Below are 25,280 nucleotides of genomic sequence, written 5' to 3'. Positions count from 1 at the left end.
TTTCTTCTTTTGACGCGCCCTCGGATGGCGCAGCTTCATTTCGCTTGCGCGATTTTACAGGCAAAACTTTGCACGAATCCCTCCAAAGTAGCCTGATTCAAAAGCACATTTTCAAACGCGCCCGGAAGCTTGATGGACAGCCCTTACCGACTGACCGCTCGCCGAAGCAGGCCCGCGCCACGGCGATGCTCTGCTCCGGGCCATGAAATCGATTGCAATCAGGGCCAATTCGACTTCCGGCGCGGCGCGGTTGCGAGTAGTGTCTACGTGCCCGTATGCCGGTCCCCCCGGGTCCGACCGGGGCCCGGCGCTCACATCACGACATCACGACACTGAACCCTGGAGATCTGCGATGAAACGTTCGAAGTTCCTGCTGTCGGGCCTGCTGCTCGCGTCGGCCCTCGGCTTCACGGCCGTCGCCGCGCACGCGGACGACCTGCTCGATTCCGTGAAGAAGGCCGGCGTGCTGCGCGTCGGCCTCGAAGGCACCTATCCGCCGTTCAACTCGCGCGGCACGTCCGGCCAGCTCGAGGGCTTCGACGTCGACGTCGCGAACGCGGTCGCCGGCAAGCTCGGCGTGAAGACGCAGTTCATCCCGACCGAATGGAGCGGCATCATCGCCGGGCTGCAGGCCGGCAAGTTCGACGTGATCGTCAACCAGGTCACGATCACGCCGCAGCGCAAGGAGGCGCTCGACTTCAGCGAGCCGTACACGTACTCGGCCGCGCAGCTGATCCAGCGCAAGGACGACACGCGCAACTTCAAGTCGCTCGACGACTTCAAGGGCAAGAAGCTCGGCGTGACGCTCGGCACCAACTACGATCAGATGGCGCGCACCGTGCCGGGCATCGAGGTGCAGACGTATCCGGGCGCGCCGGAGAAGCTGCGCGACCTCGCCGCGGGCCGGATCGAGGCGACGCTCGACGACCGCCTGATGCTGCCGTACATGATCAAGACGTCGAACCTGCCGCTGCGCGCGGGGGCGGTGCTGAACGGCGGCAAGCAGGAAATGGCGATCCCGTTCCGCAAGGGCAATCCGAAGTTCGAGAAGGCGATCAACGACGCACTCGAGTCGCTGCGCAAGGACGGCACGCTGAAGAAGATCTCGACGCACTGGTTCGGCAGCGACGTGACGGTGCCGGTCGCGCAGTAAGCGGTTCGGCGCGTGTTCAATGCGTCACGTTTTCGCTGCGGCGAAGGCGTGACGCGCAGCTGCGGCGTTCTCCTCGCCTTCTTCCCTTCTTCCCCTTTTCCTTTTTCCGTCAGGCCGCCTCGTCGAAGCGGGAAAGCAGCATCTGGCCGATCGGTGTCAGCGCCGGGCGCGCCGCTACCTCATTCACGCGGACCTGCGTGTCGTCGACCAGCCGCTTTTCCACGAGCACGGCAAAGGCCGGGTTCGCGAGGTCGACACTGTCAGGCGCACGTGCAATGCGCAGCAGCATCGAGAATTCATGCGGGCTCAGCATGGTTCGTGTCTCCTGACCGTACGCGATGCAGTTTGATCGGCGTCGATCGCGTTTTCGAATGGAATGGATGCGAGGCAGCAGCCAATGCGCTGGCGGGAGCGAGATCCCGGGTGAGCCTGCGCGACGCGGACACGGCGTCGGACGCGGTCACGTACACCCCGATCGCGACAATGCTGCCGCGGCGGAAGCGTGCAACGTTAGCGGCGCAGCGTGACGCGGGTGTGACGAGAAAAGGGGGATGACGATGGTGCTCGCGCCATCGCGGCACGCGGCTCCATGAACGAAAAAAGGGTTACGGAAAACTCCGTAACCCTTTTTCGGATTTGGTGCCGGCTGCAGGACTCGAACCCGCCACCTGATGATTACAAAGCTCCACCAAATATACAATAAATCAGTCACTTATCTAATTTTTCGATCTACAAAGACGCTGCAACAACCGCCTGCGAAAGCGCGTCCTGGCCCGATCTAATTTTGGATTGTAGAACGCAAGGCCTAGTCCTCCCCCGTGGCCCATTTCCTGCACGCCTCGGCGTGACCGGCAAACTCATCTCCCCGCTCTGCCAAGGCGAGCGCCCATGCAGCCACTTCGTCCCGTGATGGGATCATGCTCGACGGGCACTCATACAAGAAGAACGCGAGCATCGCATCCACCGTCTTCGAGTCGCCTTCAGAAATAAAGCTCGGGAGAGGGACTGTACTCATGATGTAGTTCCTGCGTGTGGGTCAGGCATTACTACCGCACTGACGCGCATGCAGCAAGTGCGACTCGGCGCTTGGGGTTATTTGGTCGCGCGTCGCCTCTGATCGCCACCGTCAACGCCGCTGTTCCGTGAGGTTATTTGGTCGCGCCCCCGGGTAAGGCTTTTTGACTGTCGCCAATCGATGCGAGGTCTGGGGTTATTTGGTCGCCCAGGCACATGCCCCTGGCAGCGCTCACCGGTCTGTCACACGCGAGGTTATCTGGTCGCACGCCAGGCAGCGGGGTTAGATGCCCCGCCAATAGGTCATTGTGAGGTTATTTGGTCGCGCGGTAGCCGAAGCACCCTGGTTTGGCGTAGCGTCGGACCCGGTGAGGTTATTTGGTCGCGCTTCGGGCGACGCATTGGTTCAGATGTCGATGTCGGGCGGCATCGGATCGAATGCTTCCATCGAGGCAGCCTGCAACATCGCTTCAGCACGAATCTGCTCGGCATAGTCGAGCAGTGGCTGCAACATGTCCAACGCATAGCCCGCGCCGTTGTGCTTTCGGTGGAACTCAGCAAGAGCAAGCGCATGCTGCACGATCGAATCGCTCTGCTCGAAAATCGGATCGATGGTGAGCTGTGTATCCTCGATCGCGACGAGCCGGATCTTTCGCTGAAGTACCGACGCCATCTCCGCAGATAGCAATCCCGCTCGCACTGCAACTCGAATCTTCTGCTCGATGGTGGGCAGCGGCCATGCCCTGTCGCCTCGGCGATATGCGTTCCACGTTCTGCCCGTGGGTTCGGTGATACCGAGTAGACGCTCGATTTCCTTTGCGCTGACCTTCCCCATCCGCACGATTACCGGCTCGCGCTGAGAGTCCTTTGCGGCTGCTTGCGTGAGGCAATGCGCCTCGACTGCGCAGACGAACTGTTGGGTCAATTCGGCCTGTGCGCCAAGTGCTTCGGCTACTTTTTTCGGTCGTCCCATAGGTATCAAAAAACCTCTATTGAGTATTTTGCGACCCATTATAAGCCGTCACTTCTGCAATATGTGCGCACTCGCACTGTTCTACAAACATTAACCAACAGGCAATTTTTGCGAGTGAAAACCAACTGAATTGTTGAACCAAAATCGGGAGAAACACGATGACGTCGAAGCAAAAGCTGACCATCTTGGCTATCAACGAACGCAGCGGCACGTCTGCAAAAACCGGGCGTCCGTGGGTGATTCGCGAGGCGCAATCAATCCTCGAACAATCCTCGTCGGACGGAACCAACATCGTGGTCGGGGTTATCAACCTGCCCCAGAGCCTCGCAGACACCCAACCGGGTGATTACCTCGCCGAATTTGCGCTGGCCCAAGGGAACGGACAGGACGCCGGACGCCTTGTGCCGCGGATCGTGTCGCTGGTTCCGTACGGCCCGGCGCGAGCGCAGCCGAAGCCCGATGCGAAGTCGGCATAACGATTATGCCGGCCGGCTCGACCCAGGGCATTCTCGTTTGCATCCCGCTGTCGCCAGGTGATCAGTCAAGCGAGATAGATCAACAGCTATGCCCATCCGCTGGCGGGCAAGCGTTCCGAGTTCAACAACAGCAAGCTTACGTGCTCTCGCCGGATAGTGCGGGGTACATAAACTCGATAGCGCAGCCGTTCGATTACACCGTAGCGGCTGGCTTTTGGGGGGTGGCGTTCACGACCATTGTTGGTTTGTGGTTGGTAAGCCACGGAGCAGGCGCAATCGTCAATTTTCTTCGGCGCGCCTGAATTCAATATCGCGGGTGAGACCGCTCTTTTAAGGAAAGCAAACATGAAAGCAAAGTTCCAACGGCTGTTGAAATTCACCGCGTGCTCTGCTGCGGCGTGCGCCGGTGCGACACAAGCCCAAGCGGCCACGACCAGCCCCGACTTCTCGACCCTGACGAGCGGAATCGACTTCTCGACCGTCACGACCGGCGTGCTCGCGGTCGCGGCCACCCTGATCACGGTGTATATCGCCATCAAGGGCGCGAAGATCCTGATTGGCATGGTCCGAGGCGCATAAGTCTCAGGTTGCACGGCCACGTATCGCGGGGGCTGCGGCCCCCGTTTTCACTGAGGCGGTTTCATGGATACGAATAGTGCTTGGTATCTGGTCATGTTTGTGTTCGGAATGATCTGCGCATGGGCCGTAGTTGTAGGACTTAAGGAGTCTTGATGCGTGTCAGGGATGCGGTTCTATTCGTTACGCTGAGCTGCATGTTCGGCTCGCACGTTGTACATGCGCAGGCACTACTTGCGCCGGTCGAGAACCTTGTCATCAATCGAGCAGAGGCGGCCATCATCTCGCGCGTAGCGATTGCACGCGGGTTCGCGGCAAACGATCCGCGCATCGCGGCAACGCTGGCCGGCATGGGGCAGGTCTCGACGGCGCTTAATGTTGTGAGTACGGGGGCTGCTGTGGGTCTAGGGTTCGCGGGTGCACCGGTGTGGCTGACAATCGCGGCGGGGGTAGGCATCCTTGCTGCGGGATCGGCGTTGTATGCGGGCAGCGTGTCGCTGTCTCGCTCATTTGATGGTAAGACGATCACGGCCCAGCAGCCGCTCCCGCAAGGCGTGGGGACGGGGTACATGGGCACGCCTGCGCCCGCTCCCGGGGCGGGAAACATGGTGAATCCATGGACGTGGGCCGCGTCGATGGGCATTCCGGTGTATCACACGTCTTCGTGTATGCCCGGTAACCCATGTTCGGCGCTTCCGGCTGCACCGACGAGCGGGCAAAAGAACTTCGATTGGGTCGTCGGCGATATGGAGATGATCCCAAACACGCTCACCCAGGTTCAGCAATTCCAGCAGTATATGGCCACGTACGGCGCCCAAAGCGGGATGTCTACACCGCCGAATGGTGCGGATCAGATTATTAGTGTGAATGTGTTCTGGCAGCCAAACGTAGACGGCACGCAACAAACCCTGACGCAAACGACGACGTACAACCATTGTGGTTCATGGGATAGCAACGGCAATTGCATTTACTCGATGCAGTCCAGTACACAACCGCTGACGAACTGGACGATCGGGCCGGGCGTGAAGCCGATCAGCGGCAACGACCTGTCTCAGATCTACCCGAATCTGTCGCCGTCCTCGGTTGCCCAGCCACTCGATGCCAATACGCTCGCGCGGCTCACGAATCAGACGTGGCAGCAGGCTGCGAATCAGCCTGGTTATCAAGGTTTGCCGTACTCGGTGACGCAGCCGCTTACGGCGAACGATGTCCTGCCTTGGGCGGAGGCTAATCCAACCGCCGTGCCAAACATCGGCGACCTGTTCCGCCCTGCGACTGATCCGGGTGTTTCGACCGTGACTATTAGCCCGACCGTGCAGCCAGCAGATGCCTCTGCGCCCAATCCGGGGAGCAGTCCGAGCGTGGGTAACGGGACTAACGTCAATGTGGTCAACACACCGAACGTCAACGTGGTCAATAAGGTTTCCGTGGATCTTGGCGCTGATCCGGGCGCGCAATCGCCGACGCTGGAGTCCACACCGACCATTTCGATGATCCTTTCGCCGCTCTTGAACCTGCTGCCCGACCTGAAACAGTGGGCGGTGCCTGCGCACAATGCGGTCTGTCCAGAGCCGTCGTTTACGGTACTGGGACATTCGTTCACGCTGTCGGCGCAGTGCAATCTGGCGGAATCGAATCGCACGGCGATGTATACGGCGTTTGCCGCGATGTTCACGCTGGCTGCGCTGTTTATCGTGCTGCGCGCGTAAGGAGGCGGCATGTTTGCGATTCTGGTATCAGCGGCCAACGTCGCGCTCGGTTTCCTGCTGCGTTCGGTGATCGCGAAGTTCTTCCTGTATTTCGCGTTGTATTTCTTTGTGACCGAGACGGTGTCGCTGTTGCAGTCGGCGAATGTGCTGCCGTCAGCAGCGTCGCTTGCGGGCGCGTTCGGCTCGATCGGCAACGACGTTTGGTATTTCCTTGACCTGTGCGCGTTCAGCTACGGCGCACCTCTGATTGTGTCGGCATACGTGACGCGATTCATCATCCGCCGTTTGCCGATCATCGGGTGACACGATGGCGATCAATGCGTATTGCGGCGTGATGGGCTCGGGCAAGTCGTATGAGGTCGTGCAGGGTCCGCTGCTCGATGCGATCGCCAGCGGGCGTCGGGTCGTGACCAACGTGGACGGCATCAACGAGGAGCGCATTCATGAGTTCCTGGTCAACAAGGGGCGCGGTGATGGCTCGCATTTTGGTGCAGTGGTGCACGTGCGCACCGATGACATCAGCGAGCCAGCGTTTTTTCCGGTCGAGCAGGAGTCAGCGGAGGGGGCGACCGTCACGCCGGGTTTTGTGCAGCCTGGCGATCTGCTGGTGGTCGATGAGGCGTGGAAGCTGTGGGCGTCGGACAAGAAGATCTCCGAGGAGCACATGGCGTTCTTCCGCATGCACCGGCACTTCACGCATCCGGCTACCGGCGTTGCCTGTGACGTGGTGTTGATGGTGCAGGACATTGGCGACCTGCATCGCAAAGTAAAGCCGGTCGTGGAACTGTCGTTCCGCATGCACAAGCTCAAATCACTCGGGCTATCGTCCGGCTATCGCGTCGAGCAGTACGAGGGCTGGAAGCAGAACAGCAAGACGCGCGTCGGCACCTACGTGCGCAAGTACAGTAAGGAGATTTTCCCGCTGTACAAAAGTTATGCGGGCGTGGGCGGCAAGGAGGCAGTGGTCGACAAGCGGCAGAACGTACTGCGCAATAAGCGGTTGTGGCTAATCGTTGGCGTGATGCTGGTGATGCCGATTGTGTCGGTGCGGTTCCTGTGGTCGTTCTTCCATCGGGCCGCTCATGGCACGACGGCAGCAGTGCCCGTCTCGGCTTCGATAACCAGTGCTGCCGTGTCGCATGCGTCGTCTGGTGTCTCTGGCGGCGGCTCCAAGCCGTCGTTTTCGGATCACTGGCGAATCGTTGGCGGCTATACCGCACCGGGGCGGTCGTGGGTCGTGCTGGCTGATGGTGCGGGACGCCTGCGGATGGAAAGCCCATCAATGTTCCAAAACACCGGCGTGGTGCGGGTTGGCACGGTCGATGGCGAGCAGGTCTCGACATTTTCCGGGGCGAGGCCAACGGCTGGCGGGGGTGAAGCGGTGCCAAGCAGTCTTGGTGGAGTGACGAAATGAGGTGGGCTGCGGTTATTGCGCTGGTGTCGTGCGCAGCCGGGGCGGCTGAGTCGCCTGCGCCCTCCTCGACGCCGAATCTGCCGCCGCTTCCGCCGTCGCTGTCTGTGCCGTCGCCTGGCGGGGTGTCGTCGGATCTCCCGGCCGCGCCTCCGCTTGTGCCGCTGAAGATGGGCAACGCGAAGTCGGTGGATCTTCGCTTCGTGAACGTCGCGCAGGTAGTCGACCTGGTGTATGCGGACATGCTCCAGTCGCAGTACGTGATTGCTCCCGAGGTGCTGGCTGACACGCGAACGGTATCGTTCCGGTTCGACCGAACCAAGGGCGACATTCGCGAAGTGTTGGGCGATTTTCTGGCGTCCCTCGGGTTCGGGGTCGTGACGAAGAACGGTGTCGATTACGTATTCAAGCGCAAAGACGACGAGCAGAAGGAGCCGGATAAGCAAGTATACGTGTACGTGCCGAAGTACCGGACAGCGGACTATCTTGCGCGGCTCGTACAACCACTCTTTAACGGGCAGTTCACGATGAACCGGACGGTTGCCGCGAGTGCGGCTGCGCGCTCGCATTCGGACGCACCGCCTACGTCAGCGGCGGCGATGGTGGATCAGTCGTCGGACACGATGGTGTTCCTCGGTTCGGCCAAGGAGATCGCGACACTAAAGTCGGTACTGCCGCAGGTGGACACGAAGACGGGCGAAGTAGCGATCCGGGCATGGGTGTACGAGGTCTCGACGGAGAACGATCGCACGAACGGCTTTCAGCTTGCGGCGAGCATTCTGGGTGGACGGTTCGGCATCTCGCTCGGTGCGGGTACGGTGGACCAGAATGCGAACGCGCTGCGGCTGCATACGGGGTTCCTTGACGCGGCGATCGCGGCACTCGACTCGGACAGCCGCTTTCACGTGGTCACATCGCCGAACCTGCGAGTCGCGTCGGGCAAGCATGGACGGCTGAACGTCGGTCAGTCGGTACCGGTGATCGGCTCGGTGTCGTATCCGACTTCGAGCGGTGCGCCGGTGCAATCAGTGACGTACGAGGATGCTGGGGTGATCTTCGACGTGGTGCCGACCGTAAAGGACAGCGTCATTGACACCGATGTCACGCTCGAGATTTCGGACTTTCAGAAGACCAGTACCGGCGTCAACAATTCGCCGACGAAGAACACACGTAAGTCCGAAACCAGCATGACGCTTCAGGACGGCGAGGTCGTGGTGATGGGCGGACTAAGCCAGGGCAAGGACTCGACCGTGAGCAGCGGCATTCGCTGGCTGCCGTCGTTCATGGATGGGCGCATCGTGTCGGCTTCGCGCTCCGACATTGTGCTGGTGTTGCAGGTCTCGCGTATCTAAGCACGCCCGAGATCTGACATGCACGTATCGGAGCGGTGATGGCCTGCGCCTGTGTCAAGGCTCGGCGTAGCCGACCGCGTAGCGGCGCGGCCTTTACACGGGCTACACCACCCGACACTTCTGAATGGGTTGTGACGGCCAAGGGACGGCGCAACCCATGCAGAACAATGTGCGGCGTATAGCGGCAGACGGTGCTTCGTGCGGCCGCCTGCCCGCAGCGATAAGCGAGGACAGCCGGGCGCGCGAAGCGCGCCTAGATTTATATCAGGGACACTCAACGTACAAGGGACATAAGTAGCAGGGCGAAGAGAGATAGAGACACACGGACGTTGAAAAAGAAAAAGCCCCGGCCGCTGCAACGGTTCGGGGCTCGTACAACAGCATTACAAGGACAAGTTGCAATGCACGACGAGAGTATAGGAGATTTCTCGGCGTTTCGCCGGGAATGGGTGGTTCGTGGGCGCAATTTCGGCGATGGGCAGGTCGAGGTTACGGCAACACGGTTTGATCGATACATGGGCGCGCAACGGCTCAGCGCTCTCCCACGCGCCAAGCGCGGTGAATCTGAGAACACAGAACAAAACCTCATGGATGCCGCGAAGCGCGCAAAGCAGCAAGTGCGCCTTCGCTGCAAGGCGATTGGTGCGGATCGGATGATTACGCTGACCTACAGAGAGAACATGGTGGATAAGGCGAGACTGAAGAAGGATTTCGACGCACTGCGGAGACGACTTGGGAAGGTCCAGAATTTTCAGTACGTCGCGGTGGCCGAACGTCAGAAGCGCGGCGCGTGGCACCTGCATGTCGCAGTGAAAGGACGACAGAACTATCGAGTATTGCGATCGATATGGAGAAGCATCGTCGGAGAAAACAACGGAAACATCGACGTGCGGAATCCATTCAGAGAGAAAGGCCTCCGGCACAAGCTAGCGTCGTATCTCAGTAAATACATCACCAAGGACTTCGCGGAACACACACTTAACGAGAAGCGTTACTGGACGAGTCGTGGTGTGGAAGTACCGTCATTGCATCCGATTGCTCATCTGATTTGCAACGACGGCGTCGGAGCAATCAAGACTGCATTCGATGCAGCAAGCAAAGTTGGGGCAACGCTCGATCGATGCCAGACGTACTGGAACGAAGAACTTGGTTGCTTCTGGTTATCAACAAGGGAGGCTTAAAGTGACAGACATGTTCTTGTCTCCAATAGAATTAGCACTGCTTACTGGTAGAAAGGTCAAGTCCAAGCAAGTGGAAGCTCTTCGTCGAATGGGCGTACCTTTTTTCGTCAATGCTTGCGGACGCGCTGTTGTCGCTCGGTCAGCTATAGAGGGACGCGCGAGCGTGCCAGGCCGATCAGACGGTGGTACTCGCTCAGGTTGGCGTCCTGCGGTTCTCGGAGGATGATCAGTGGGACGCAAGCCAACAAAGAATCTGCATTTGCCACCGCGGATGCGGGTCAAGAAGACATCGCGCGGTAAGACGTACTATTACTACGATATGGGCGGCAAACCACGCCGATGGCAGGCGCTTGGTGGCGATTTCGTCGACGCACTACGTCTGTACGCCGACCTGGAGCAAGGTAACCGGACTGCACAGGCGCTGATCACGTTTCGGCATGCAGCTGATCGCTATCTGACCGACGTGCTACCGAACAAAGCGGCCGAAACACAACGAACCAATTTACTGCAGTTAGAGAAACTGTACTTGTTTTTCGACTCCCCTCCCGCGCCTCTGGACGAAATCAAACCAATTCATATTCGGAAATACCTTGACTGGCGAAAAGCGTCCCCTGTCTCAGCCAATCGCGAGATCGCATTGTTCTCGCACATCTTCAACAAGGCTAGAGAATGGGGTGCGACCGATCGTCCAAACCCGTGCGCCGGGGTTCGAAAACATCGTGAAACCGGTCGCGACGTCTATGTCGGCGATGGCTTGTACAAAGCAGTCTGGGAGAAGGCCGACTTACCGTTGCGCGAAGCAATGGATTTAGCATACCTGACGGGGCAGCGGCCCGCCGACGTTTTGAAAATGGACGAACGTGACATTCGCGATGGAGTTGTCTGGATTCGACAAAACAAGACAGGAGCTCGGTTACGTATTGAAGTGGTCGGCGAACTCGCAAAGTTACTTGGCGAGCTTTCCCTAAGAAAGACCGCGCACAATCCACGGTCAACTCGGTTGATCGTCGACGAACACGGCAAGCCTTTGGGGCGAGCGGCACTACGGTTCAGATTTGACCGCGCACGTGACGCCGCAGGAATCGAGAAAAATGATTTCCAGTTTCGCGACCTGCGAGCCAAAGCGGCAACCGACAAAGAATCATCTGACGATTTGAGGTCAGCTCAAGCTCTGCTGGGCCACGGCAATGTTTCAATGACGGAGCATTACGTTCGCAAGCGTGGAAAGAAGGTGACACCGACACGCTGATATTTTCTTTTTTGTCTCCTTGATTCAGCGCCAGTAAAACAGCTTTGCAAACACATATTTTTTTGCCGCCTGATACAATCGCGAGCACCTGGAACCAACGTTGCCTACTTGCTTGGGTTGTGCGTTGATACTGGCTTGGTTTCCAAAGCAACCGCACTCTTGCCTCTCAGAGTGCGTCAGAAATATTTCACACGCTGAACAACAATACAAAACATGAGCAAAGATACGGAAACAGTCGAGCTGCTTATCTCAAATTTGAGAAAGGCAACAAAGTTCGGGTATGTTAGGGCCGTTGTCGAGGGCGGCGGTGGGATCCCGAACCGTAGTTGGGATCTCTTCCGAAGAGACGTGCTTGCCGGCGTCGTCGGGTTGCCGTTGGCAAAACTCAATCCTCTGCTGAGTGGACTGTATGCGGATCAGTTGGTCGGTGGTGAACGCTACATTCGCGTTCACCAGCCAGCCAAAGCCGATCGCGAAGTACTTTGGAACTTGGTGAGCAAGGCGAAGCCTGCGAAAACCACAGCTTCGCAACGGTTCCCCTATTTCCTGTCCGATTCGGAGCTCGCAGACATCCCCACTCGACCTACTTTCACGGGACGGTCAGAGCTCGACGATGGGTCTATCGCGTTGACTTTTCTGTCCGGCCGGTACATCGATGAGCGTATCAAGTACAGGCAGGACGAAGTTTCGGAGGCCGTTCAAAAGGCGTTTGCCGGGTTCGACGAATTCATCGTCGTTCGCAAGATCTTCAAGCAGTGCGCAGATGCGGTCGTGGTCTCGCCGAATGGCAAGAGAGTGGAGCTTCGGCTCGATGTACCGAGCACAAACAACATCGAATTCGGCGAAATCTGCGCCCAACAGCTCACAAACGAGTTTAACGCCCTCGTTCATGGACCAGGCGGCGCTCCGTTGCTAGGCAATCGGGTCAATTTTTTTCCCGCGATCCATAGCCTATACTCCGATGCGAAGGCTGGCCGTGTTGTCGAGCTTGGCTTCGAGACCCCGACGAACTCGGTCAAGACCGAGCGTATGCGCGATCGAGATTCGGACTTGCGGAAAGAGCTGTTTCACAAGGGCGGCAAAGTTGCGGTCCCGAACATCACGCCGTTCAAGATATCTGTTAAGTTCGGCGACTCAACTAAGAAGTTCGGCGAGATCTTGCCTACGCTGTCGCTGCCCGGAAACTTCCGGGAGCTTTCAAAGCCGAAAGGTGAACTGTACCTTGCGGTCGTGGACGGTTGCCTGACAGAAGACTTGTTCCGACAAACCATCGACACACTGCTCAACCATTGCTGACCATCATGCGAATCGACGAGGCGCTAGATCGCGTTAAGGACGTCTGGCAGGACCGCCCTGAGGGCGTTCTGTGCGGCGCGCTCGTCGATTTTCTCGCGCATCGAGCTCGGGAGACGAATCGGATTTCGTTTGGGCTGATCCAACAGATGGCTGAGAAGCGTTCGATTGCAGACCAAACCGTTGTGGCTGGAGTTGTCCAGTATCTGATTGGTCACGATCTGCACCTGCTCGACCCGGTCTATGAGTACATAGACGAGGACGACCAGGTATTCGAACTACCCAACTCAGAAATTAAGTACACACTTAATAACGGAGAATTCTTCCATCCCATGACCGGTGAGCCAGACAAGGATTTCGAAACTCGAATTTTCCTTTCCTTTGCTCCGTCTGACCTTGCAAAGGAGCTCACGGCACCGGTATGAGCGACAACGAACTTGCAGGGGGGCAGCGCGTGGATGTGCGTACTGCCAGAGCACTCTTGCGCCTCGCGTCCTATGGAGATCGCGCTCTAGAGCGGGCGGCGGCGGATACTTACGCCGAGTTCGTTTCGGTGTTGCATGACGATCTCGATGAGATCTTCGGCCGGCTCGAAGACAATAAGAGCCACTATTGCGAGGCGAGCGAAGACGCGATCACCATTGCAATCGTGGGCCAACTCAAGACGGTTGGGTACATTGCGAACCACGATCCAGACAATGGCGGTCACTGCGACGTTGTAGTTGAAAGTCGCTGGAAACCGAACTTCAAGTGGTTGGGCGAAGCCAAGATCGACAATGGCCCTGCTTACCTTTGGGGAGGATGGTTACAACTCACTGAACGCTACAGCAACGCCCGCCCCGAAAATAATAAGGGCGGGATTTTGGTCTACGTCCAGTCGAAGAATGCAGTTGATCGCATGAATTCGTGGTCAGAGCACCTCCATCAGAACGGTATTGGTGCTGCATTCGAGTGGTCAGGAATACGTCAACGGTTGGCGTTCGCGACCGATATCCAACACGACTCAGGACAGAACTATGGCGTCCGACACATGGCTCTGAACGTCTACCACAAGCCCACAAAGTAAGGTTGGTGACCACGTAGCGTACGACTCCCCGTCCCCGTGACCGCCAACGTTTGTAGAACAGCGCGAACTTTGTAGAACAAAAAAAAGCGGGCCCCATCTCTGGGACCCGCTTCGGTATTGGTGCCGGCTGCAGGACTCGAACCCGCCACCTGATGATTACAAATCAACTGCTCTACCAGATGAGCTAAGCCGGCGTAGCGCGAGATTCTACCTCATTTCACGATCTTGAGGCGAGGTCTGCTGCCGCCTTTCGAGCCGTCGCCGTCGGTTTTCGGCGGTTCGTCGGCCCCTTCGGACGGCTCCTCGTTCGCGCCGCTGTCGGCGACCGGCGCCAACGGCGATACCGACTCGTCGCGCTGCGCGTCGTCGGCCGGCGCGGCGTCATCATCGAACGCGCCCGAATCCTCGCCTTCGCCCGCGACCGCATCGACCTGGAACGCCATGCCCTGCCCGTTCTCGCGCGCATAGATCGCGAGCACGTTGGCCACCGGAATCTCGATCTTGTGCGCCTTCCCGGAGAACCGGGCCGTGAACTCGATCCACTCGTTGCCCATCTGCAACTGGCTCGTCGCCTCGAAGCTGATGTTGAGCACGATCTCGCCGTCACGCACGAACTGACGCGGCACGCGCGTCGAGTTGTCGACCCTCACCGCGATATGCGGCGTGTAACCGTTATCGGTGCACCACTCGTACAACGCGCGCAGCAGATAAGGCTTCGTTGAAATCTCTTGCATCACAATCCTCGAACCCGGAGCGGGCGCGCGGCACGCCGCGCCACCCGCTCCGTCATGCCTTCATTGCAACATTAACGACGCATGACCTTTTCGGACGGCGTCAGTGCTTCGATGTAGGCCGGACGGCTGAAGATCCGTTCGGCGTACTTCATCAGCGGCGCGGCGTTCTTCGACAGCTCGATGCCGTAGTGATCCAGGCGCCACAGCAGCGGTGCGATCGCGACGTCGAGCATCGAGAACTCTTCGCCGAGCATGTACTTGTTCTTCACGAAGATCGGCGCGAGCTGCGTCAGGCGATCGCGGATCGCGAGGCGTGCCTTCTCGTGATTCTTCTCCGCCGCCTTGCCCTTCTCGTTCTCGAGGGTGCTGACGTGGACGAACAGTTCCTTCTCGAAGTTGAGCAGGAACAGGCGCGCACGGGCGCGCTGCACCGGGTCGGCCGGCATCAGTTGCGGATGCGGGAAGCGCTCGTCGATGTACTCGTTGATGATGTTCGATTCGTACAGGATCAGGTCGCGCTCGACCAGGATCGGCACCTGACCGTACGGGTTCATCACCGAAATGTCTTCCGGCTTGTTGAACAGGTCGACGTCGCGGATTTCGAAGTCCATGCCCTTCTCGAACAGCACCAGCCGGCAACGCTGGGAGAACGGGCAAGTTGTGCCGGAATACAGAACCATCATATTTGCGTTTCCTCAAAAAAGCCGAGGGCCGGCACGCGGCGAAACCCCTTTCACGGGTTCCGCCTTGCGCCGGCCCCACGCCGGTCAGGCGTGTTTACTTGATATCTTTCCAGTACGCGGCATTCAGCCGCCAGGCCAGGAAAGTCAGGACACCGAGAAAGATCAGCACCCACACGCCGAGGCGCTTGCGGGTCTGCTGGGCCGGCTCGGACATCCACGTCATATAGGCCACCAGGTCGGCCACCGCAGCATCGTAGTCGGGCGACGAAAGCGTGCCCGGCGTGACCTGCTGGAAGCCGACGAGCACGTGGGCCTTCTCGCCCGTCTCCTCGTCCGTCTTGTCTTCGAATTTGGCTACGCGCTGCCCCTGCAGCTGCCACAACACATGGGGCATGCCGACGTTCTCGAACACCGCGTTGTTCCAGCCGGTCGGCCGCGTATCGTCGCGGTAGAAGCTCCGCAGATACGTGTACAGCCAGTCACGGCCGCGCGCACGCTCCTCGACCGACAGGTCGGGCGGCGTGGTGCCGAGCCAGTTCTTCGCGTCGTCGGGCCGCATCGCGACGGACATCGTGTTCCCGACCTTGTCGGTCGTGAACAGGAGATTCGTTTCGATCTCCTTCTGGGATATGCCCAGATCCGTCAGACGGTTGTAGCGCATCAGGTTCGCGCTGTGGCAGTTCAGGCAATAGTTTACAAACAATTGCGCGCCGTGCTGAAGCGAAACGAGATTTTCCGTGTTATCGGGCGCCCGGTCGAGCGGAAAATTACCCTCCGCCCGCACGGCCGGCGCCGCCAGCAGCGCACAGGCGGTCGCCCCGATCAACGCGAGTGTCGAAAGCAGTTTCTTCATGTCGTTCTCTCCTCGCTCACATTAATGGGGCTTGAAGCGCACCCGTTCCGGCGGCTGCTTGAACGTGCCAAGCGGCGTCCAGACGGGCATGCCGAGGAAGAACGCGAAGTAGATCAGCGCGCAGGCCTGCGCGATCAGCGTCGCCGCCGGCGACGGCGGCCGCGTGCCGAGGAACGCGAGGGTCAGGAACGCCGCGACGAAGATCCCGAGGAACACCTTGTGGAACAGCGGCCGGTAGCGGATCGACTTCACCGGGCTGCGGTCGAGCCACGGCAGGAAGAACAGTGAGATCACCGCCGAGCCCATCACGACGACGCCCCAGAACTTCGACTCCGTCAGGTACATGAACACGACGATCGCGGCGGCCAGCACCGGCAGCCCGACCTTCCACTTGCCGCGCGCACGGATCAGCGCGAGCACGCCGAGCAGTGCAATCACGATCATCAGCACGATCTTGAACGGATCGGTGGTCGCCCGCAGCATCGCGTAGAACGCGGTGAAGTACCAGACCGGCGCAATCTCGGGCGGCGTCTGCAGCGGGTTCGCCGGGACGAAGTTGTTCGCCTCGAGGAAGTAGCCGCCCATCTCCGGCGAGAAGAACACGATCAGCGCGAACACCATCAGGAACACGCACACGCCGAGGAAATCGTGCACCGAGTAGTACGGGTGGAACGGGATGCCGTCGAGCGGGATGCCGTTCTCGTCCTTCTTCGCCTTGATCTCGATGCCGTCCGGGTTGTTCGACCCGACTTCGTGCAGGGCCACGAGGTGCGCGACGACGAGGCCGACCAGCACGAGCGGAATCGCGATCACGTGGAACGCGAAGAAGCGGTTCAGCGTGACGTCGGACACGACGTAGTCGCCGCGAATCCACAGCGACAGGTCCGGCCCGACGAACGGGATCGCCGAGAACAGGTTCACGATCACCTGCGCACCCCAGAACGACATCTGGCCCCACGGCAGCAGGTAGCCGAAGAATGCCTCGGCCATCAGGCACAGGAAGATCGCGCAGCCGAAGATCCAGACGAGCTCGCGCGGCTTGCGGTACGACCCGTACAGCAGCCCGCGGAACATGTGGAGGTACACGACCACGAAGAACATCGATGCACCGGTCGAGTGCATGTAGCGGATCAGCCAGCCCCACGGCACCTCGCGCATGATGTACTCGACCGACGCGAACGCGAGCGTCGAGTCGGGCTTGTAGTTCATCGTCAGGAAGATGCCCGTGACGATCTGGTTGACGAGCACCAGCAGCGCGAGGGAGCCGAAGAAGTACCAGAAGTTGAAGTTCTTCGGCGCGTAGTACTCGGATACGTGCTTCTTCCAGGTGGACGTGAGCGGGAAGCGCTGGTCGATCCAGCCGGTGAAACCTGTAGTGGAGACTTCCTTGTTGTCGGCGGCCATCACGCTTCTCCTTTCTCGTCCTTGCCGATCACGAGGGTCGTCGCCGACGTGAACATGTAGGGCGGGATGTCGAGATTCTGAGGCGCCGGCTTGTTCTTGAACACGCGGCCGGCGAGGTCGTAGGTCGAACCGTGGCACGGGCACAGGAAACCGCCCGGCCAGTCGTCCGGCAGGTTCGGCTGCGGACCCGGCGTGAAGCGTTGGCTAGGCGTGCAGCCGAGGTGCGTACACACGGCCATCACGACGAGAATGTTCTTGCGATCGGCCCGCGACCGATATTCGTTGGCGCAATACGCGGGCAACGGCATCGAATACGGGGATTTCGTGGCCGGATCGGCCACTTCCTTGTCGGCCTTGACCACGTCGGCCAGCATCGAATCGGTGCGATTCAGGATCCAGACGGGTTTGCCGCGCCACGGCACGGTGACCATTTCGCCGGGCTTCAGGCCGCTGATGTCGACCTCGACCGGTGCCCCGGCCGCTTTCGCTTTCGCGGACGGCGCAAGCGACGCCGCGAAAGGTATGACGGTGGCTACGCCTCCCACGCCACCTGCTACGGATGTCGCAATCAGCCAGGTACGGCGGCCGCTGTCGACGCGTTTCTCTTCCTTGTCTCGCATCACACGCCCCACTTCTGAGTTGGATTTTCCGTCACGACTTTCCATTCCGCCGCTAGTTTGCTCGAATGGAGTCGTCATTTACAAGGCCCGGAGATGAAAATCCCTTCGAAGTGTTTGATAGTTAAGGGTTATCCCCCACTACCGGAGCGATTAAATCATTTCGCTTTTAAGCGGATGCTACATTGTGAAATTTCGGTGCGCCGCCGCAAATCCGTCGCTCAGACCGGATTATGAATATCGATAAACAGGTGTTCGAGATCGAATTCTTCCGACAAGTGGCGCCCAAGTGCCTGGATTCCGTAACGCTCGGTCGCATGGTGCCCTGCCGCAACGAACGCGACACCGCTCTCCGCCGCCGCGTGCGTGGTCGACTCGGACACCTCGCCGGTCAGGAATACGTCCGCGCCGGCGTCGATCGCCGCGTCGAAATAGCTCTGCGCGGCGCCCGTGCACCATGCGATGCGGCGCAGTTGCGTGTCCGGCTCGCCGAGCACGAGCGGCGTGCGGCCGAGCGTGCGCTCGACCTTCGCGACGAAGTGCTCGAGCGTGACGGGCATCGGCAGCGTCGCCATCCAGCCGAGATCGCCTTCGCCGAACCGCTGGTCGCCGATCAGGCCGAGCTTTTCGCCGAGCTGCGCGTTGTTGCCGAACTCGGGATGCGCATCGAGCGGCAGGTGGAACGCGAACAGGTTCAGGTCGTTCGCGAGCAGCAGCTTCAGGCGCTGGTACTTGCGGCCGGTGATCTGCGGCGCCTCGTTGCGCCAGAAATAGCCGTGGTGGACGAGCACCGCATCCGCTCCCCATTCGAGCGCGGCTTCGAGGAACGCGACCGACGCCGTCACGCCGGTGGCGATCTTCTCGATCTTGCGGCGTCCTTCGACCTGGAGGCCGTTCGGGCAATAGTCCTTGAAGCGCGCGGTTTCAAGGGTATTGTTCAAGTACAATTCAAGTTCGATCCGATCCATATAAACCTCTAATCCATTCAGATGCTTAGACGCTTCTGGCTGTTCTTCGCGCAGGCGGTGACCGTACTGCTCGCGCTGATGTTCATCGTCGTGACGCTCAAGCCGCAATGGCTGCAACGGCAAGGACAGCTCGGCAAGCAGCTCGCCACGCCGATCGTCGCGCTGCGGGAAGTCGCGCCGGGCATCGGCGGCGCACCGGCGACCACGTCGTACGCCGAAGCCGCGCAGAAGGCGATGCCGGCCGTCGTCAACGTGTTCTCCAGCAAGGACGGCTCGTTGCCGCCCGATCCGCGCGCGAAAGATCCGCTGTTCCGCTACTTCTTCGGCGACCGCAACGCCCGCAAGCAGCAGGACGAGCCGGCCGCCAACCTCGGCTCGGGCGTTATCGTGAGCCCTGAAGGTTACATTCTAACGAACCAGCACGTCGTGGATGGCGCCGACCAGATCGAAGTCGCGCTCGCCGACGGCCGCACGGCCACCGCGAAGGTGATCGGCAGCGATCCCGAAACCGATCTCGCGGTGCTGAAGATCAACATGACGAACCTGCCGACGATCACGCTCGGCCGCTCCGACCAGTCGCGCGTCGGCGACGTCGTGCTCGCGATCGGCAATCCGTTCGGCGTCGGCCAAACGGTCACGATGGGCATCATCAGCGCGCTCGGCCGCAACCACCTCGGCATCAACACGTTCGAGAACTTCATCCAGACCGACGCGCCGATCAACCCCGGCAACTCCGGCGGCGCGCTGGTCGACGTGAACGGCAACCTGCTCGGCATCAACACGGCGATCTACTCGCGCTCGGGCGGCTCGCTCGGCATCGGTTTCGCGATTCCCGTCTCGACCGCCCGCACGGTGCTCGAAAGCATCATCACGACGGGCTCGGTCACGCGCGGCTGGATCGGCGTCGAGCCGCAGGACGTCACGCCGGAAATCGCCGAGTCGTTCGGGCTGCAGCAGAAATCGGGCGCGATCGTCGCGGGCGTGCTGCAGGGCGGCCCGGCCGACAAGGCCGGCATCAAGCCGGGCGACATCCTGGTGAGCGTGAACGGCGACGAAATCACCGACACGACGAAGCTGCTGAACACCGTCGCGCAGATCAAGCCGGGCACGCCGACCAAGGTGCACGTCGTACGCAAGGGCAAGCAGTTCGACGTGAACGTCGTGATCGGCAAGCGCCCGCCGCCGCCGAAGCAGGCGCTCGACGACCAGGACAACGATAGCGAATGAGGGTCGGCGGCCGGTGCGCCGCCTGCCGGTCGCGATGCGAGGCAACGCGACGCGGAAATGAAAAAGGGCAGCCATCGGCTGCCCTTTTGCTTTGCGTCTGACGATTCGTCGTTGGCGGGAAGGTGGTTTTCTCACGCGCCGGCTGATGGACAAAACCGGGCCACTGCAGCCGGGGCCGGAAAGCCGCCGGCGCCGCGAGCCGTCAGCTCGCCGCTTCGCCGTTCCCCGCCTCGCCCTCTTCGGCCGGCTTCTTCGGCACGAAGAACCGCGCGGCCAGCAGCCCGATCTCGAACAGCACGACGAGCGGCAGCGCCAGCATCAGTTGCGAGAACACGTCCGGCGGCGTGACGACCGCCGCGACCACGAATGCGCCGACGATCACGTACGGCCGCATCTCCTTCAGCTTCTTCAGGGACAGCACGCCCATCCGGACGAGCAGCACGACGACGATCGGCACCTCGAACGTGACCCCGAACGCAATGAACATCCCCAGCACGAAGCTCAGGTAGTTGTCGATGTCGGTCGTCATCTCGGCCCCGAGCGGCGCGTTGTAGTGCGCCATCACGCGGAAGATCGTCGGGAACACGAGGAAATACGCGAACGCCATCCCGCACAGGAACAGGAAGTAGCTGCTGCCGACGAGCGGCGCGACGAGCTTCTTCTCGTGCTGGTACAGTCCCGGCGCGACGAACGCCCAGATCTGGTACAGCACGATCGGCAGCGCGATCACGAGCGCGACGAGCATCGTCACCTTCATCGGCACGAAGAACGAGCCGGTGACGTCGGTGACGATCATCTTGCCGTCTTTCGGCAGGTTGTCCATCAGCGGCCGCGCGAGCAGCTTGAAGATGTCCGGCGCCCAGTAGACGAGCCCCAGGAACACGACGATCACGGCCAGCCCCGCGCGAATGATGCGATCGCGAAGCTCGACGAGATGGGAAATGAAGGTTTCTTCCGGGGCGTCGCCCGGGTTCTGCTGGGGGTCGCTCACACCGGCCCTCGGTAGGATTGACGAGCGAGCATGCGCTCGACTCAGAAGAAGCGCGTCGGCCGGCGCAGGCTGGCCGGCTGATGGCGCGCGACACGCGCGGCACCCGACTGCACGTGCGTGCGGCGGGTCGTCGCGCGCTTGTACCAGACAGGCGTCGCCGCCTGCTTGATGCGCCAGTTGCGACGCTTCGGCGCAAGCGCGGCCGAACTGCCGCGCCACGACGGCGCCGCGGGCGTATCGGAACCCGGGAAACCGACGGAACCGGCGTCGCCGGCAGCCCCGTCAAGACCGCCGACCGCGGAATGCCACGTGTCGTTCAGTTCCTTCTCGTGCTCGCGCAGGTTGTCGTGAATCGTCGTCTCGACATTGCGCGCGGCCGATTCGAAATCGGTCTTCATCGTCCGCAGCGCGTCGAGTTCGATTTCGCGCGAGACCTCGGCCTTCACGTCGTTGATGTACCGCTGCGCGCGGCCGAACAGCGCGCCTGCCGTGCGCGCGACGCGCGGCAGGCGCTCGGGGCCGAGCACCACGAGCGCGACGACGCCGATCAGCGCCATCTTCGAAAGACCGAGATCCAGCATCGCGAATGCCTGTCAGCGTGCCGGCGTTACGCCTTGTTCGAATCGGAACGCGTCGTTTCCTTCGCGTTGACGTCGACCGCGCCCGAACGCGGCAGTTGCTGCGCATCCGCCGGCGTTTCGCCTTCCTTCATGCCGTCCTTGAAACCCTTCACGGCGCTGCCGAGGTCGTTGCCGATGTTGCGCAGCTTCTTCGTACCGAAAACCAGCGCGACGATCAGCAGCACGATCAGCCAGTGCCAAATGCTCAATCCACCCATGATGAAACCTCTCCTCAACCACGCCGCGGAGCGGCGCAAATCGCCGGCGACGCGCCGGCTTCGACTATCGATGCGGGGAAACGCCCCGCTGCGTCAACCCATCCGCTGCCACGGGCGCGGGCCGGCCAGGATATGCGCGTGCAGGTGGTAGACCTCCTGCCCGCCGCCCGGGCCCGTGTTGATCACCGTGCGAAAACCGGTTTCGCCGCCCGTATACGCAACGCCGAGCTGGTCGGCCAGACGCGCGACGAGCAGCATCAGCCGGCCGAGCATCGGCGCATCGGCCTCGCTCGCCGCCGACAGCGTCGGCAGGTGCCGGCGCGGAATCACCAGCACGTGCGTGTCGGCCGCCGGGCGGATGTCGCGGAACGCGACGAATTCGTCGTCCTCGTGCACCTTCGTGCTCGGGATCTCGCCTGCCGCGATCTTGCAGAACAGGCAATTCGGATCGTGACTCATGTTGCTCCTGCGAAACGCCCGCGCGCGCCGGTCAGAACCACGCCTGCGGATCGAGCGTCTTGTTGTCGTTCAGGTACAGCCAACCCTTGATGATACGGTACAGCGTCCAAATCCACGTGACAAACATAACGACGAACCCGATCGCGACGAACATCAGCGCGAACCCGATCACATAAGCGATCAGCGCGCGCCAGAACGTGCGGATCTGCCACTCGAAGTGATCGGCGTACGGCGTGCCGGCCACGTCGCCGCGCTTCACGTAGTTGATGATGATCGCGATGATGCCCGTGACGCCGCCCGTCAGCCAGTGAATCGCATAGAGGCCGTACAGCACGTGGGTCAGCGTGCGCAGCCCGCTCAGGCGTTCGGCCTCCGCTGCCCCCGACACCGCCGGCGTCGGGAACTGGTTCGACGTATCGTTCATGATGCTACCCCCGTTGGATGACAATTCTTACAGCTTACCGCACTGTTGCCACCGCGGCGGGGCCTGCGTGTCACCCGCCGTTTTCCTCACGCTCGCGGCGCTTGCGCAGCGCTTTTTCCTCGATGCCCGACAAGCCTTCGCGACGCTCGAGTTCGGCGATCACGTCGGCCGGGCTCAGGTCGAAATGCGACAGCATCACGAGGCAGTGGAACCACAGGTCGGCCACCTCGCCGACCAGCGCGGTCGGCGCGCCGCCCTGGCGCACGTCCTTCGCGGCCAGCACGACTTCCGTCGCCTCTTCGCCGATCTTCTTCAGCACCGCGTCGTCGCCCTTGTGGAACAGGCGCGACACGTACGATTGATCGGGATCGCCGCCCTTGCGGCTGTCGATCACCGCCGCGAGGCGCAGCAGCGTGTCTTCGGTCGATTGCGTCATTTGTAGATGTGTTCGGGGTCTTTCAGCACCGGCTCGACCGCGACCCAGTCGCCGCCATCCACCGTACCTTCGAATTTCTGGAAGAAGCACGAATGCCGGCCGGTGTGGCATGCGATGCCCGACACCTGCTCGACCTTCAGCAGCACGACGTCCTCGTCGCAATCGAGCCGCACTTCGTGCACGTGCTGCACGTGGCCCGACTCCTCGCCCTTGAACCACAGGCGCTTGCGCGAACGCGAATAGTAGACCGCGCGCTGCGTCTCGATCGTCTTCGCGAGCGCCTCGCGGTTCATCCACGCGAACATCAGCACGTCGTTCGTCGACGCTTCCTGCGCGATCACCGGCACGAGGCCGTTGTCGTCCCAGCGGACCTTGTCGAGCCACGCGGGCAGGGATTTCGTTTCGGTATTCATCACAGTCTCACCGGGATGCCCTGGTCGGACATGAAGCGCTTCGCCTCGCCGACCGTGTGCTCGCCGTAGTGGAAGATGCTGGCGGCCAGCACCGCGTCGGCGCGGCCGTCCTTGATGCCGTCGGCCAGATGCTGCAGCGAACCGACGCCGCCCGACGCGATCACCGGCACCGGCACCGCGTCCGACACGCCGCGCGTGAGCGCGAGGTCGAAGCCCGACTTCGTGCCGTCGCGGTCCATGCTCGTGAGCAGGATCTCGCCGGCGCCGAGCTCGGCCATCTTGCGCGCCCACTCGATCGCGTCGAGGCCCGTGTTCTTGCGGCCGCCATGCGTGAAGACTTCCCAGCGCGGCGTCTCGCCGTCGGCCGACACGCGCTTCGCGTCGATCGCGACGACGATGCACTGCGAGCCGTACTTGTCGGCCGCGTCGCGGACGAGCTGCGGGTTCGCGACCGCCGACGAATTCATGCTGACCTTGTCCGCGCCCGCGTTCAGCAGGCGCCGCACGTCCTCGACGGCGCGCACGCCGCCGCCGACGGTCAGCGGAATGAACACCTGCGACGCGACGGCTTCGATGATCGGCAGGATCAGGTCGCGCTGGTCGGACGTCGCGGTGATGTCGAGGAAGGTCAGTTCGTCGGCACCCTGGTCGTCGTAGCGGCGGGCGATTTCGACGGGGTCGCCGGCATCGCGCAGCTCGACGAAATTGACGCCCTTGACGACACGCCCGGCGGTCACGTCCAGGCAGGGGATGATGCGTTTAGCTAGAGCCATGATGTTGCGCCAAATGCCGCGCTGGGACGGCCGGTTGCGGAAGCCTCGCGCGAGGCTTCCGAGCGGGGCCGCCTGCGGGCGGCCCCGGCGAACGGGACGACCGCGGTTACGCGTTGTCGAGTTCGCCGTTCAGTTCGTCCGCGCGCTTTTGCGCGGCCGCGAAATCGAGATCGCCGGAGTAGATCGCACGGCCGCAGATCACGCCCTCGACGCCGTGCTCTTCCACTTCGCACAGGCTCTCGATGTCCGTGAGGTTCGACAGGCCGCCGCTGGCGATCACCGGGATGCCGACCGCCTGCGCGAGTTTCACGGTCGCGTCGATGTTGATGCCCTGCAGCATCCCGTCGCGGCCGATGTCGGTGTAGACGATCGATTCGACGCCGTAGTCCTCGAACTTCTTCGCGAGATCGATCACCTCGTGGCCGGTCAGCTTGCTCCAGCCGTCGGTCGCGACCTTGCCGTCCTTCGCGTCCAGCCCGACGATGATGCTGCCGGAGAATGCGGTGCACGCGTCCTGCAGGAAGCCCGGGTTCTTCACGGCGGCGGTGCCGATGATCACGTAGGACAGGCCGGCGTCGAGATACTTCTCGATCGTCTCGAGGCTGCGGATGCCGCCGCCGAGCTGGACGGGAATTTCGTCGCCGACTTCGTCGAGGATCGCTTCGATCGCCTCGAGATTCTTCGGCTTGCCGGCGAATGCGCCGTTCAGGTCGACGAGATGGAGCCGCCGGGCGCCGAGATCGACCCACTTGCGGGCCATCGCCGCCGGGTCCTCGGAAAAAATCGTGGCCTGGTCCATATCGCCCTGTTTGAGGCGCACACACTGACCGTCTTTGAGGTCGATGGCCGGAATCAGCAACATAGCAATCGGGTGTCGTCGTGGAAAAAGAAAAGAATCCGGCGCGTACCGGCCAAACCGGTGCCGCGCCGTCTCGCTAGTTTAGTACAACTCTTTCGGCGCTTAAGCGCGAGAGCCCCGCACGACAGGCGCTTGCACGCCGTCGACT

31 protein-coding genes and 1 tRNA gene are annotated in these 25,280 nt (G+C 61.2%); 14 read left to right on the top strand and 18 right to left on the bottom strand.

What is annotated here, in order from left to right; translation table 11 throughout:
• Positions 1–352 precede the first annotated feature (352 nt).
• On the top strand, positions 353–1,153 hold the full coding sequence (locus tag SY91_RS04420) for a transporter substrate-binding domain-containing protein (RefSeq protein ID WP_011546588.1): 801 nt from the start codon (positions 353–355) through the stop codon (positions 1,151–1,153).
• Between the two features lie 109 nt (positions 1,154–1,262).
• Here the strand turns inward: SY91_RS04420 and SY91_RS04415 are convergent, their stop codons facing one another.
• A complete protein-coding gene (locus SY91_RS04415; RefSeq protein WP_006477106.1) occupies positions 1,263–1,466 on the bottom strand; it encodes a hypothetical protein in 204 nt (67 codons plus the stop codon).
• Positions 1,467–2,573: 1,107 nt separating this feature from the next.
• A complete protein-coding gene (locus SY91_RS04410) occupies positions 2,574–3,140 on the bottom strand; it encodes a hypothetical protein (RefSeq protein WP_185921090.1) in 567 nt (188 codons plus the stop codon).
• Between the two features lie 158 nt (positions 3,141–3,298).
• Between SY91_RS04410 and SY91_RS04405 the strand changes: the two genes are divergently transcribed.
• The 12 genes from SY91_RS04405 (at position 3,299) to SY91_RS04350 (ending at position 13,453) form a co-directional block, all read left to right on the top strand.
• Entirely contained in the window at positions 3,299–3,616 is a 318-nt protein-coding gene (locus SY91_RS04405; protein ID WP_023476208.1) for a hypothetical protein, read from the top strand.
• A 345-nt stretch (positions 3,617–3,961) separates the two neighbouring features.
• Entirely contained in the window at positions 3,962–4,195 is a 234-nt protein-coding gene (locus SY91_RS04400; protein WP_023476207.1) for a major capsid protein, read from the top strand.
• A gap of 152 nt (positions 4,196–4,347) precedes the next feature.
• Positions 4,348–5,901, top strand: coding sequence for a hypothetical protein (locus tag SY91_RS04395; protein ID WP_023476206.1), 1,554 nt, complete (start codon positions 4,348–4,350; stop codon positions 5,899–5,901).
• Positions 5,902–5,910: 9 nt separating this feature from the next.
• Positions 5,911–6,204, top strand: coding sequence for a DUF2523 family protein (locus SY91_RS04390; protein WP_023476205.1), 294 nt, complete (start codon positions 5,911–5,913; stop codon positions 6,202–6,204).
• Between the two features lie 4 nt (positions 6,205–6,208).
• Positions 6,209–7,315: a zonular occludens toxin domain-containing protein gene (locus SY91_RS04385; protein ID WP_023476204.1), complete on the top strand. Its 1,107-nt coding sequence runs from the start codon at positions 6,209–6,211 to the stop codon at positions 7,313–7,315.
• Positions 7,312–8,664 carry a type II secretion system protein GspD gene (locus tag SY91_RS04380; RefSeq protein WP_043887538.1) on the top strand — a complete coding sequence of 451 codons (1,353 nt, stop codon included), beginning with the start codon at positions 7,312–7,314 and terminating at the stop codon, positions 8,662–8,664. Before SY91_RS04385 ends, SY91_RS04380 begins: the two co-directional genes overlap by 4 nt.
• A 401-nt stretch (positions 8,665–9,065) precedes the next feature.
• Positions 9,066–9,845: a hypothetical protein gene (locus SY91_RS04375; protein ID WP_185921137.1), complete on the top strand. Its 780-nt coding sequence runs from the start codon at positions 9,066–9,068 to the stop codon at positions 9,843–9,845.
• Positions 9,751–10,071, top strand: a complete 321-nt coding sequence (locus SY91_RS04370) for a DUF4224 domain-containing protein (protein ID WP_313771508.1) — start codon at positions 9,751–9,753, stop codon at positions 10,069–10,071. Before SY91_RS04375 ends, SY91_RS04370 begins: the two co-directional genes overlap by 95 nt.
• Before the next feature lie 3 nt (positions 10,072–10,074).
• Complete coding sequence (locus tag SY91_RS04365) at positions 10,075–11,094, top strand: tyrosine-type recombinase/integrase (protein ID WP_185921089.1); 1,020 nt, start codon at positions 10,075–10,077, stop codon at positions 11,092–11,094.
• A gap of 213 nt (positions 11,095–11,307) precedes the next feature.
• Positions 11,308–12,390: a hypothetical protein gene (locus SY91_RS04360; protein WP_043887536.1), complete on the top strand. Its 1,083-nt coding sequence runs from the start codon at positions 11,308–11,310 to the stop codon at positions 12,388–12,390.
• Between the two features lie 5 nt (positions 12,391–12,395).
• Positions 12,396–12,812 (top strand): hypothetical protein, encoded by a 417-nt coding sequence (locus SY91_RS04355; RefSeq protein WP_185921088.1) that lies wholly within the window; start codon positions 12,396–12,398, stop codon positions 12,810–12,812.
• Positions 12,809–13,453: a hypothetical protein gene (locus SY91_RS04350; protein WP_043887533.1), complete on the top strand. Its 645-nt coding sequence runs from the start codon at positions 12,809–12,811 to the stop codon at positions 13,451–13,453. The genes SY91_RS04355 and SY91_RS04350 overlap by 4 nt, the downstream gene beginning before the upstream one ends.
• 118 nt (positions 13,454–13,571) lie before the next feature.
• Here the strand turns inward: SY91_RS04350 and SY91_RS04345 are convergent.
• The 7 genes from SY91_RS04345 to SY91_RS04315 all read right to left on the bottom strand — a co-directional run bounded on the left by SY91_RS04345 (position 13,572) and on the right by SY91_RS04315 (position 18,712).
• Positions 13,572–13,647, bottom strand: a tRNA-Thr gene (locus tag SY91_RS04345).
• Positions 13,648–13,665: 18 nt separating this feature from the next.
• The gene (locus tag SY91_RS04340; protein WP_011546600.1) at positions 13,666–14,187 is read right to left on the bottom strand and encodes a ClpXP protease specificity-enhancing factor; all 522 of its coding nucleotides are present in this window, start codon (positions 14,185–14,187) and stop codon (positions 13,666–13,668) included.
• 71 nt (positions 14,188–14,258) lie between these two features.
• The gene (locus tag SY91_RS04335) at positions 14,259–14,870 is read right to left on the bottom strand and encodes a glutathione S-transferase N-terminal domain-containing protein (protein ID WP_006400565.1); all 612 of its coding nucleotides are present in this window, start codon (positions 14,868–14,870) and stop codon (positions 14,259–14,261) included.
• A 94-nt stretch (positions 14,871–14,964) separates the two neighbouring features.
• Positions 14,965–15,723: a cytochrome c1 gene (locus tag SY91_RS04330; RefSeq protein ID WP_006477108.1), complete on the bottom strand. Its 759-nt coding sequence runs from the start codon at positions 15,721–15,723 to the stop codon at positions 14,965–14,967.
• 21 nt (positions 15,724–15,744) lie between these two features.
• Positions 15,745–17,127: a cytochrome b gene (locus tag SY91_RS04325; protein WP_012327783.1), complete on the bottom strand. Its 1,383-nt coding sequence runs from the start codon at positions 17,125–17,127 to the stop codon at positions 15,745–15,747.
• A complete protein-coding gene (gene petA, locus SY91_RS04320; RefSeq protein ID WP_006491868.1) occupies positions 17,127–17,747 on the bottom strand; it encodes a ubiquinol-cytochrome c reductase iron-sulfur subunit in 621 nt (206 codons plus the stop codon). The genes SY91_RS04325 and petA overlap by 1 nt, the downstream gene beginning before the upstream one ends.
• A 218-nt stretch (positions 17,748–17,965) precedes the next feature.
• Complete coding sequence (locus SY91_RS04315; RefSeq protein WP_006477111.1) at positions 17,966–18,712, bottom strand: Nif3-like dinuclear metal center hexameric protein; 747 nt, start codon at positions 18,710–18,712, stop codon at positions 17,966–17,968.
• Between the two features lie 21 nt (positions 18,713–18,733).
• Here SY91_RS04315 and SY91_RS04310 point away from each other — a divergent pair, with 21 nt between their 5' ends.
• Positions 18,734–19,939 carry a Do family serine endopeptidase gene (locus SY91_RS04310; protein ID WP_023476201.1) on the top strand — a complete coding sequence of 402 codons (1,206 nt, stop codon included), beginning with the start codon at positions 18,734–18,736 and terminating at the stop codon, positions 19,937–19,939.
• Between the two features lie 202 nt (positions 19,940–20,141).
• Here SY91_RS04310 and tatC read toward each other — a convergent pair whose 3' ends face one another.
• The 9 genes from tatC to hisA form a co-directional block, all read right to left on the bottom strand.
• Positions 20,142–20,930 carry a twin-arginine translocase subunit TatC gene (gene tatC / locus SY91_RS04305; RefSeq protein ID WP_023476200.1) on the bottom strand — a complete coding sequence of 263 codons (789 nt, stop codon included), beginning with the start codon at positions 20,928–20,930 and terminating at the stop codon, positions 20,142–20,144.
• 41 nt (positions 20,931–20,971) lie between these two features.
• Positions 20,972–21,511, bottom strand: a complete 540-nt coding sequence (tatB, locus tag SY91_RS04300) for a Sec-independent protein translocase protein TatB (protein WP_023476199.1) — start codon at positions 21,509–21,511, stop codon at positions 20,972–20,974.
• A 26-nt stretch (positions 21,512–21,537) separates the two neighbouring features.
• Positions 21,538–21,768 carry a Sec-independent protein translocase subunit TatA gene (tatA, locus tag SY91_RS04295; protein ID WP_006477115.1) on the bottom strand — a complete coding sequence of 77 codons (231 nt, stop codon included), beginning with the start codon at positions 21,766–21,768 and terminating at the stop codon, positions 21,538–21,540.
• Positions 21,769–21,861: 93 nt separating this feature from the next.
• Positions 21,862–22,227, bottom strand: a complete 366-nt coding sequence (locus SY91_RS04290; RefSeq protein ID WP_011546602.1) for a histidine triad nucleotide-binding protein — start codon at positions 22,225–22,227, stop codon at positions 21,862–21,864.
• Positions 22,228–22,258: 31 nt separating this feature from the next.
• On the bottom strand, positions 22,259–22,651 hold the full coding sequence (locus SY91_RS04285; RefSeq protein WP_023476198.1) for a DUF4870 family protein: 393 nt from the start codon (positions 22,649–22,651) through the stop codon (positions 22,259–22,261).
• Positions 22,652–22,721: 70 nt separating this feature from the next.
• Positions 22,722–23,087: a phosphoribosyl-ATP diphosphatase gene (locus tag SY91_RS04280; protein WP_006485344.1), complete on the bottom strand. Its 366-nt coding sequence runs from the start codon at positions 23,085–23,087 to the stop codon at positions 22,722–22,724.
• A complete protein-coding gene (gene hisI, locus SY91_RS04275) occupies positions 23,084–23,500 on the bottom strand; it encodes a phosphoribosyl-AMP cyclohydrolase (protein ID WP_011546604.1) in 417 nt (138 codons plus the stop codon). The genes SY91_RS04280 and hisI overlap by 4 nt, the downstream gene beginning before the upstream one ends.
• Positions 23,500–24,273, bottom strand: a complete 774-nt coding sequence (gene hisF / locus SY91_RS04270) for an imidazole glycerol phosphate synthase subunit HisF (RefSeq protein WP_006751800.1) — start codon at positions 24,271–24,273, stop codon at positions 23,500–23,502. Before hisF ends, hisI begins: the two co-directional genes overlap by 1 nt.
• A gap of 106 nt (positions 24,274–24,379) precedes the next feature.
• On the bottom strand, positions 24,380–25,135 hold the full coding sequence (gene hisA / locus SY91_RS04265) for a 1-(5-phosphoribosyl)-5-[(5-phosphoribosylamino)methylideneamino]imidazole-4-carboxamide isomerase (protein WP_006477123.1): 756 nt from the start codon (positions 25,133–25,135) through the stop codon (positions 24,380–24,382).
• Positions 25,136–25,280 lie beyond the last annotated feature (145 nt).

The sequence above is a fragment of the Burkholderia cenocepacia genome, assembly GCF_014211915.1.
Taxonomy (GTDB): Bacteria; Pseudomonadota; Gammaproteobacteria; order Burkholderiales; family Burkholderiaceae; genus Burkholderia; species Burkholderia orbicola.
This window is presented reverse-complemented; position numbering and strand designations above follow the sequence as displayed.

Bases quoted from the DNA above. Each gene is read 5' to 3' on its own strand.
- SY91_RS04420 (WP_011546588.1), top strand. From the start codon at position 353: ATGAAACGTTCGAAGTTCCTGCTGTCGGGCCTGCTGCTCGCGTCGGCC.
- SY91_RS04415 (WP_006477106.1), bottom strand. From the start codon at position 1,466: ATGCTGAGCCCGCATGAATTCTCGATGCTGCTGCGCATTGCACGTGCG.
- SY91_RS04410 (WP_185921090.1), bottom strand. From the start codon at position 3,140: ATGGGACGACCGAAAAAAGTAGCCGAAGCACTTGGCGCACAGGCCGAA.
- SY91_RS04405 (WP_023476208.1), top strand. From the start codon at position 3,299: ATGACGTCGAAGCAAAAGCTGACCATCTTGGCTATCAACGAACGCAGC.
- SY91_RS04400 (WP_023476207.1), top strand. From the start codon at position 3,962: ATGAAAGCAAAGTTCCAACGGCTGTTGAAATTCACCGCGTGCTCTGCT.
- SY91_RS04395 (WP_023476206.1), top strand. From the start codon at position 4,348: ATGCGTGTCAGGGATGCGGTTCTATTCGTTACGCTGAGCTGCATGTTC.
- SY91_RS04390 (WP_023476205.1), top strand. From the start codon at position 5,911: ATGTTTGCGATTCTGGTATCAGCGGCCAACGTCGCGCTCGGTTTCCTG.
- SY91_RS04385 (WP_023476204.1), top strand. From the start codon at position 6,209: ATGGCGATCAATGCGTATTGCGGCGTGATGGGCTCGGGCAAGTCGTAT.
- SY91_RS04380 (WP_043887538.1), top strand. From the start codon at position 7,312: ATGAGGTGGGCTGCGGTTATTGCGCTGGTGTCGTGCGCAGCCGGGGCG.
- SY91_RS04375 (WP_185921137.1), top strand. From the start codon at position 9,066: ATGCACGACGAGAGTATAGGAGATTTCTCGGCGTTTCGCCGGGAATGG.
- SY91_RS04370 (WP_313771508.1), top strand. From the start codon at position 9,751: ATGCAGCAAGCAAAGTTGGGGCAACGCTCGATCGATGCCAGACGTACT.
- SY91_RS04360 (WP_043887536.1), top strand. From the start codon at position 11,308: ATGAGCAAAGATACGGAAACAGTCGAGCTGCTTATCTCAAATTTGAGA.
- SY91_RS04355 (WP_185921088.1), top strand. From the start codon at position 12,396: ATGCGAATCGACGAGGCGCTAGATCGCGTTAAGGACGTCTGGCAGGAC.
- SY91_RS04350 (WP_043887533.1), top strand. From the start codon at position 12,809: ATGAGCGACAACGAACTTGCAGGGGGGCAGCGCGTGGATGTGCGTACT.
- SY91_RS04340 (WP_011546600.1), bottom strand. From the start codon at position 14,187: ATGCAAGAGATTTCAACGAAGCCTTATCTGCTGCGCGCGTTGTACGAG.
- SY91_RS04335 (WP_006400565.1), bottom strand. From the start codon at position 14,870: ATGATGGTTCTGTATTCCGGCACAACTTGCCCGTTCTCCCAGCGTTGC.
- SY91_RS04330 (WP_006477108.1), bottom strand. From the start codon at position 15,723: ATGAAGAAACTGCTTTCGACACTCGCGTTGATCGGGGCGACCGCCTGT.
- SY91_RS04325 (WP_012327783.1), bottom strand. From the start codon at position 17,127: ATGGCCGCCGACAACAAGGAAGTCTCCACTACAGGTTTCACCGGCTGG.
- petA (WP_006491868.1), bottom strand. From the start codon at position 17,747: ATGCGAGACAAGGAAGAGAAACGCGTCGACAGCGGCCGCCGTACCTGG.
- SY91_RS04315 (WP_006477111.1), bottom strand. From the start codon at position 18,712: ATGGATCGGATCGAACTTGAATTGTACTTGAACAATACCCTTGAAACC.
- SY91_RS04310 (WP_023476201.1), top strand. From the start codon at position 18,734: ATGCTTAGACGCTTCTGGCTGTTCTTCGCGCAGGCGGTGACCGTACTG.
- tatB (WP_023476199.1), bottom strand. From the start codon at position 21,511: ATGCTGGATCTCGGTCTTTCGAAGATGGCGCTGATCGGCGTCGTCGCG.
- tatA (WP_006477115.1), bottom strand. From the start codon at position 21,768: ATGGGTGGATTGAGCATTTGGCACTGGCTGATCGTGCTGCTGATCGTC.
- SY91_RS04290 (WP_011546602.1), bottom strand. From the start codon at position 22,227: ATGAGTCACGATCCGAATTGCCTGTTCTGCAAGATCGCGGCAGGCGAG.
- SY91_RS04285 (WP_023476198.1), bottom strand. From the start codon at position 22,651: ATGAACGATACGTCGAACCAGTTCCCGACGCCGGCGGTGTCGGGGGCA.
- SY91_RS04280 (WP_006485344.1), bottom strand. From the start codon at position 23,087: ATGACGCAATCGACCGAAGACACGCTGCTGCGCCTCGCGGCGGTGATC.
- hisI (WP_011546604.1), bottom strand. From the start codon at position 23,500: ATGAATACCGAAACGAAATCCCTGCCCGCGTGGCTCGACAAGGTCCGC.
- hisF (WP_006751800.1), bottom strand. From the start codon at position 24,273: ATGGCTCTAGCTAAACGCATCATCCCCTGCCTGGACGTGACCGCCGGG.
- hisA (WP_006477123.1), bottom strand. From the start codon at position 25,135: ATGTTGCTGATTCCGGCCATCGACCTCAAAGACGGTCAGTGTGTGCGC.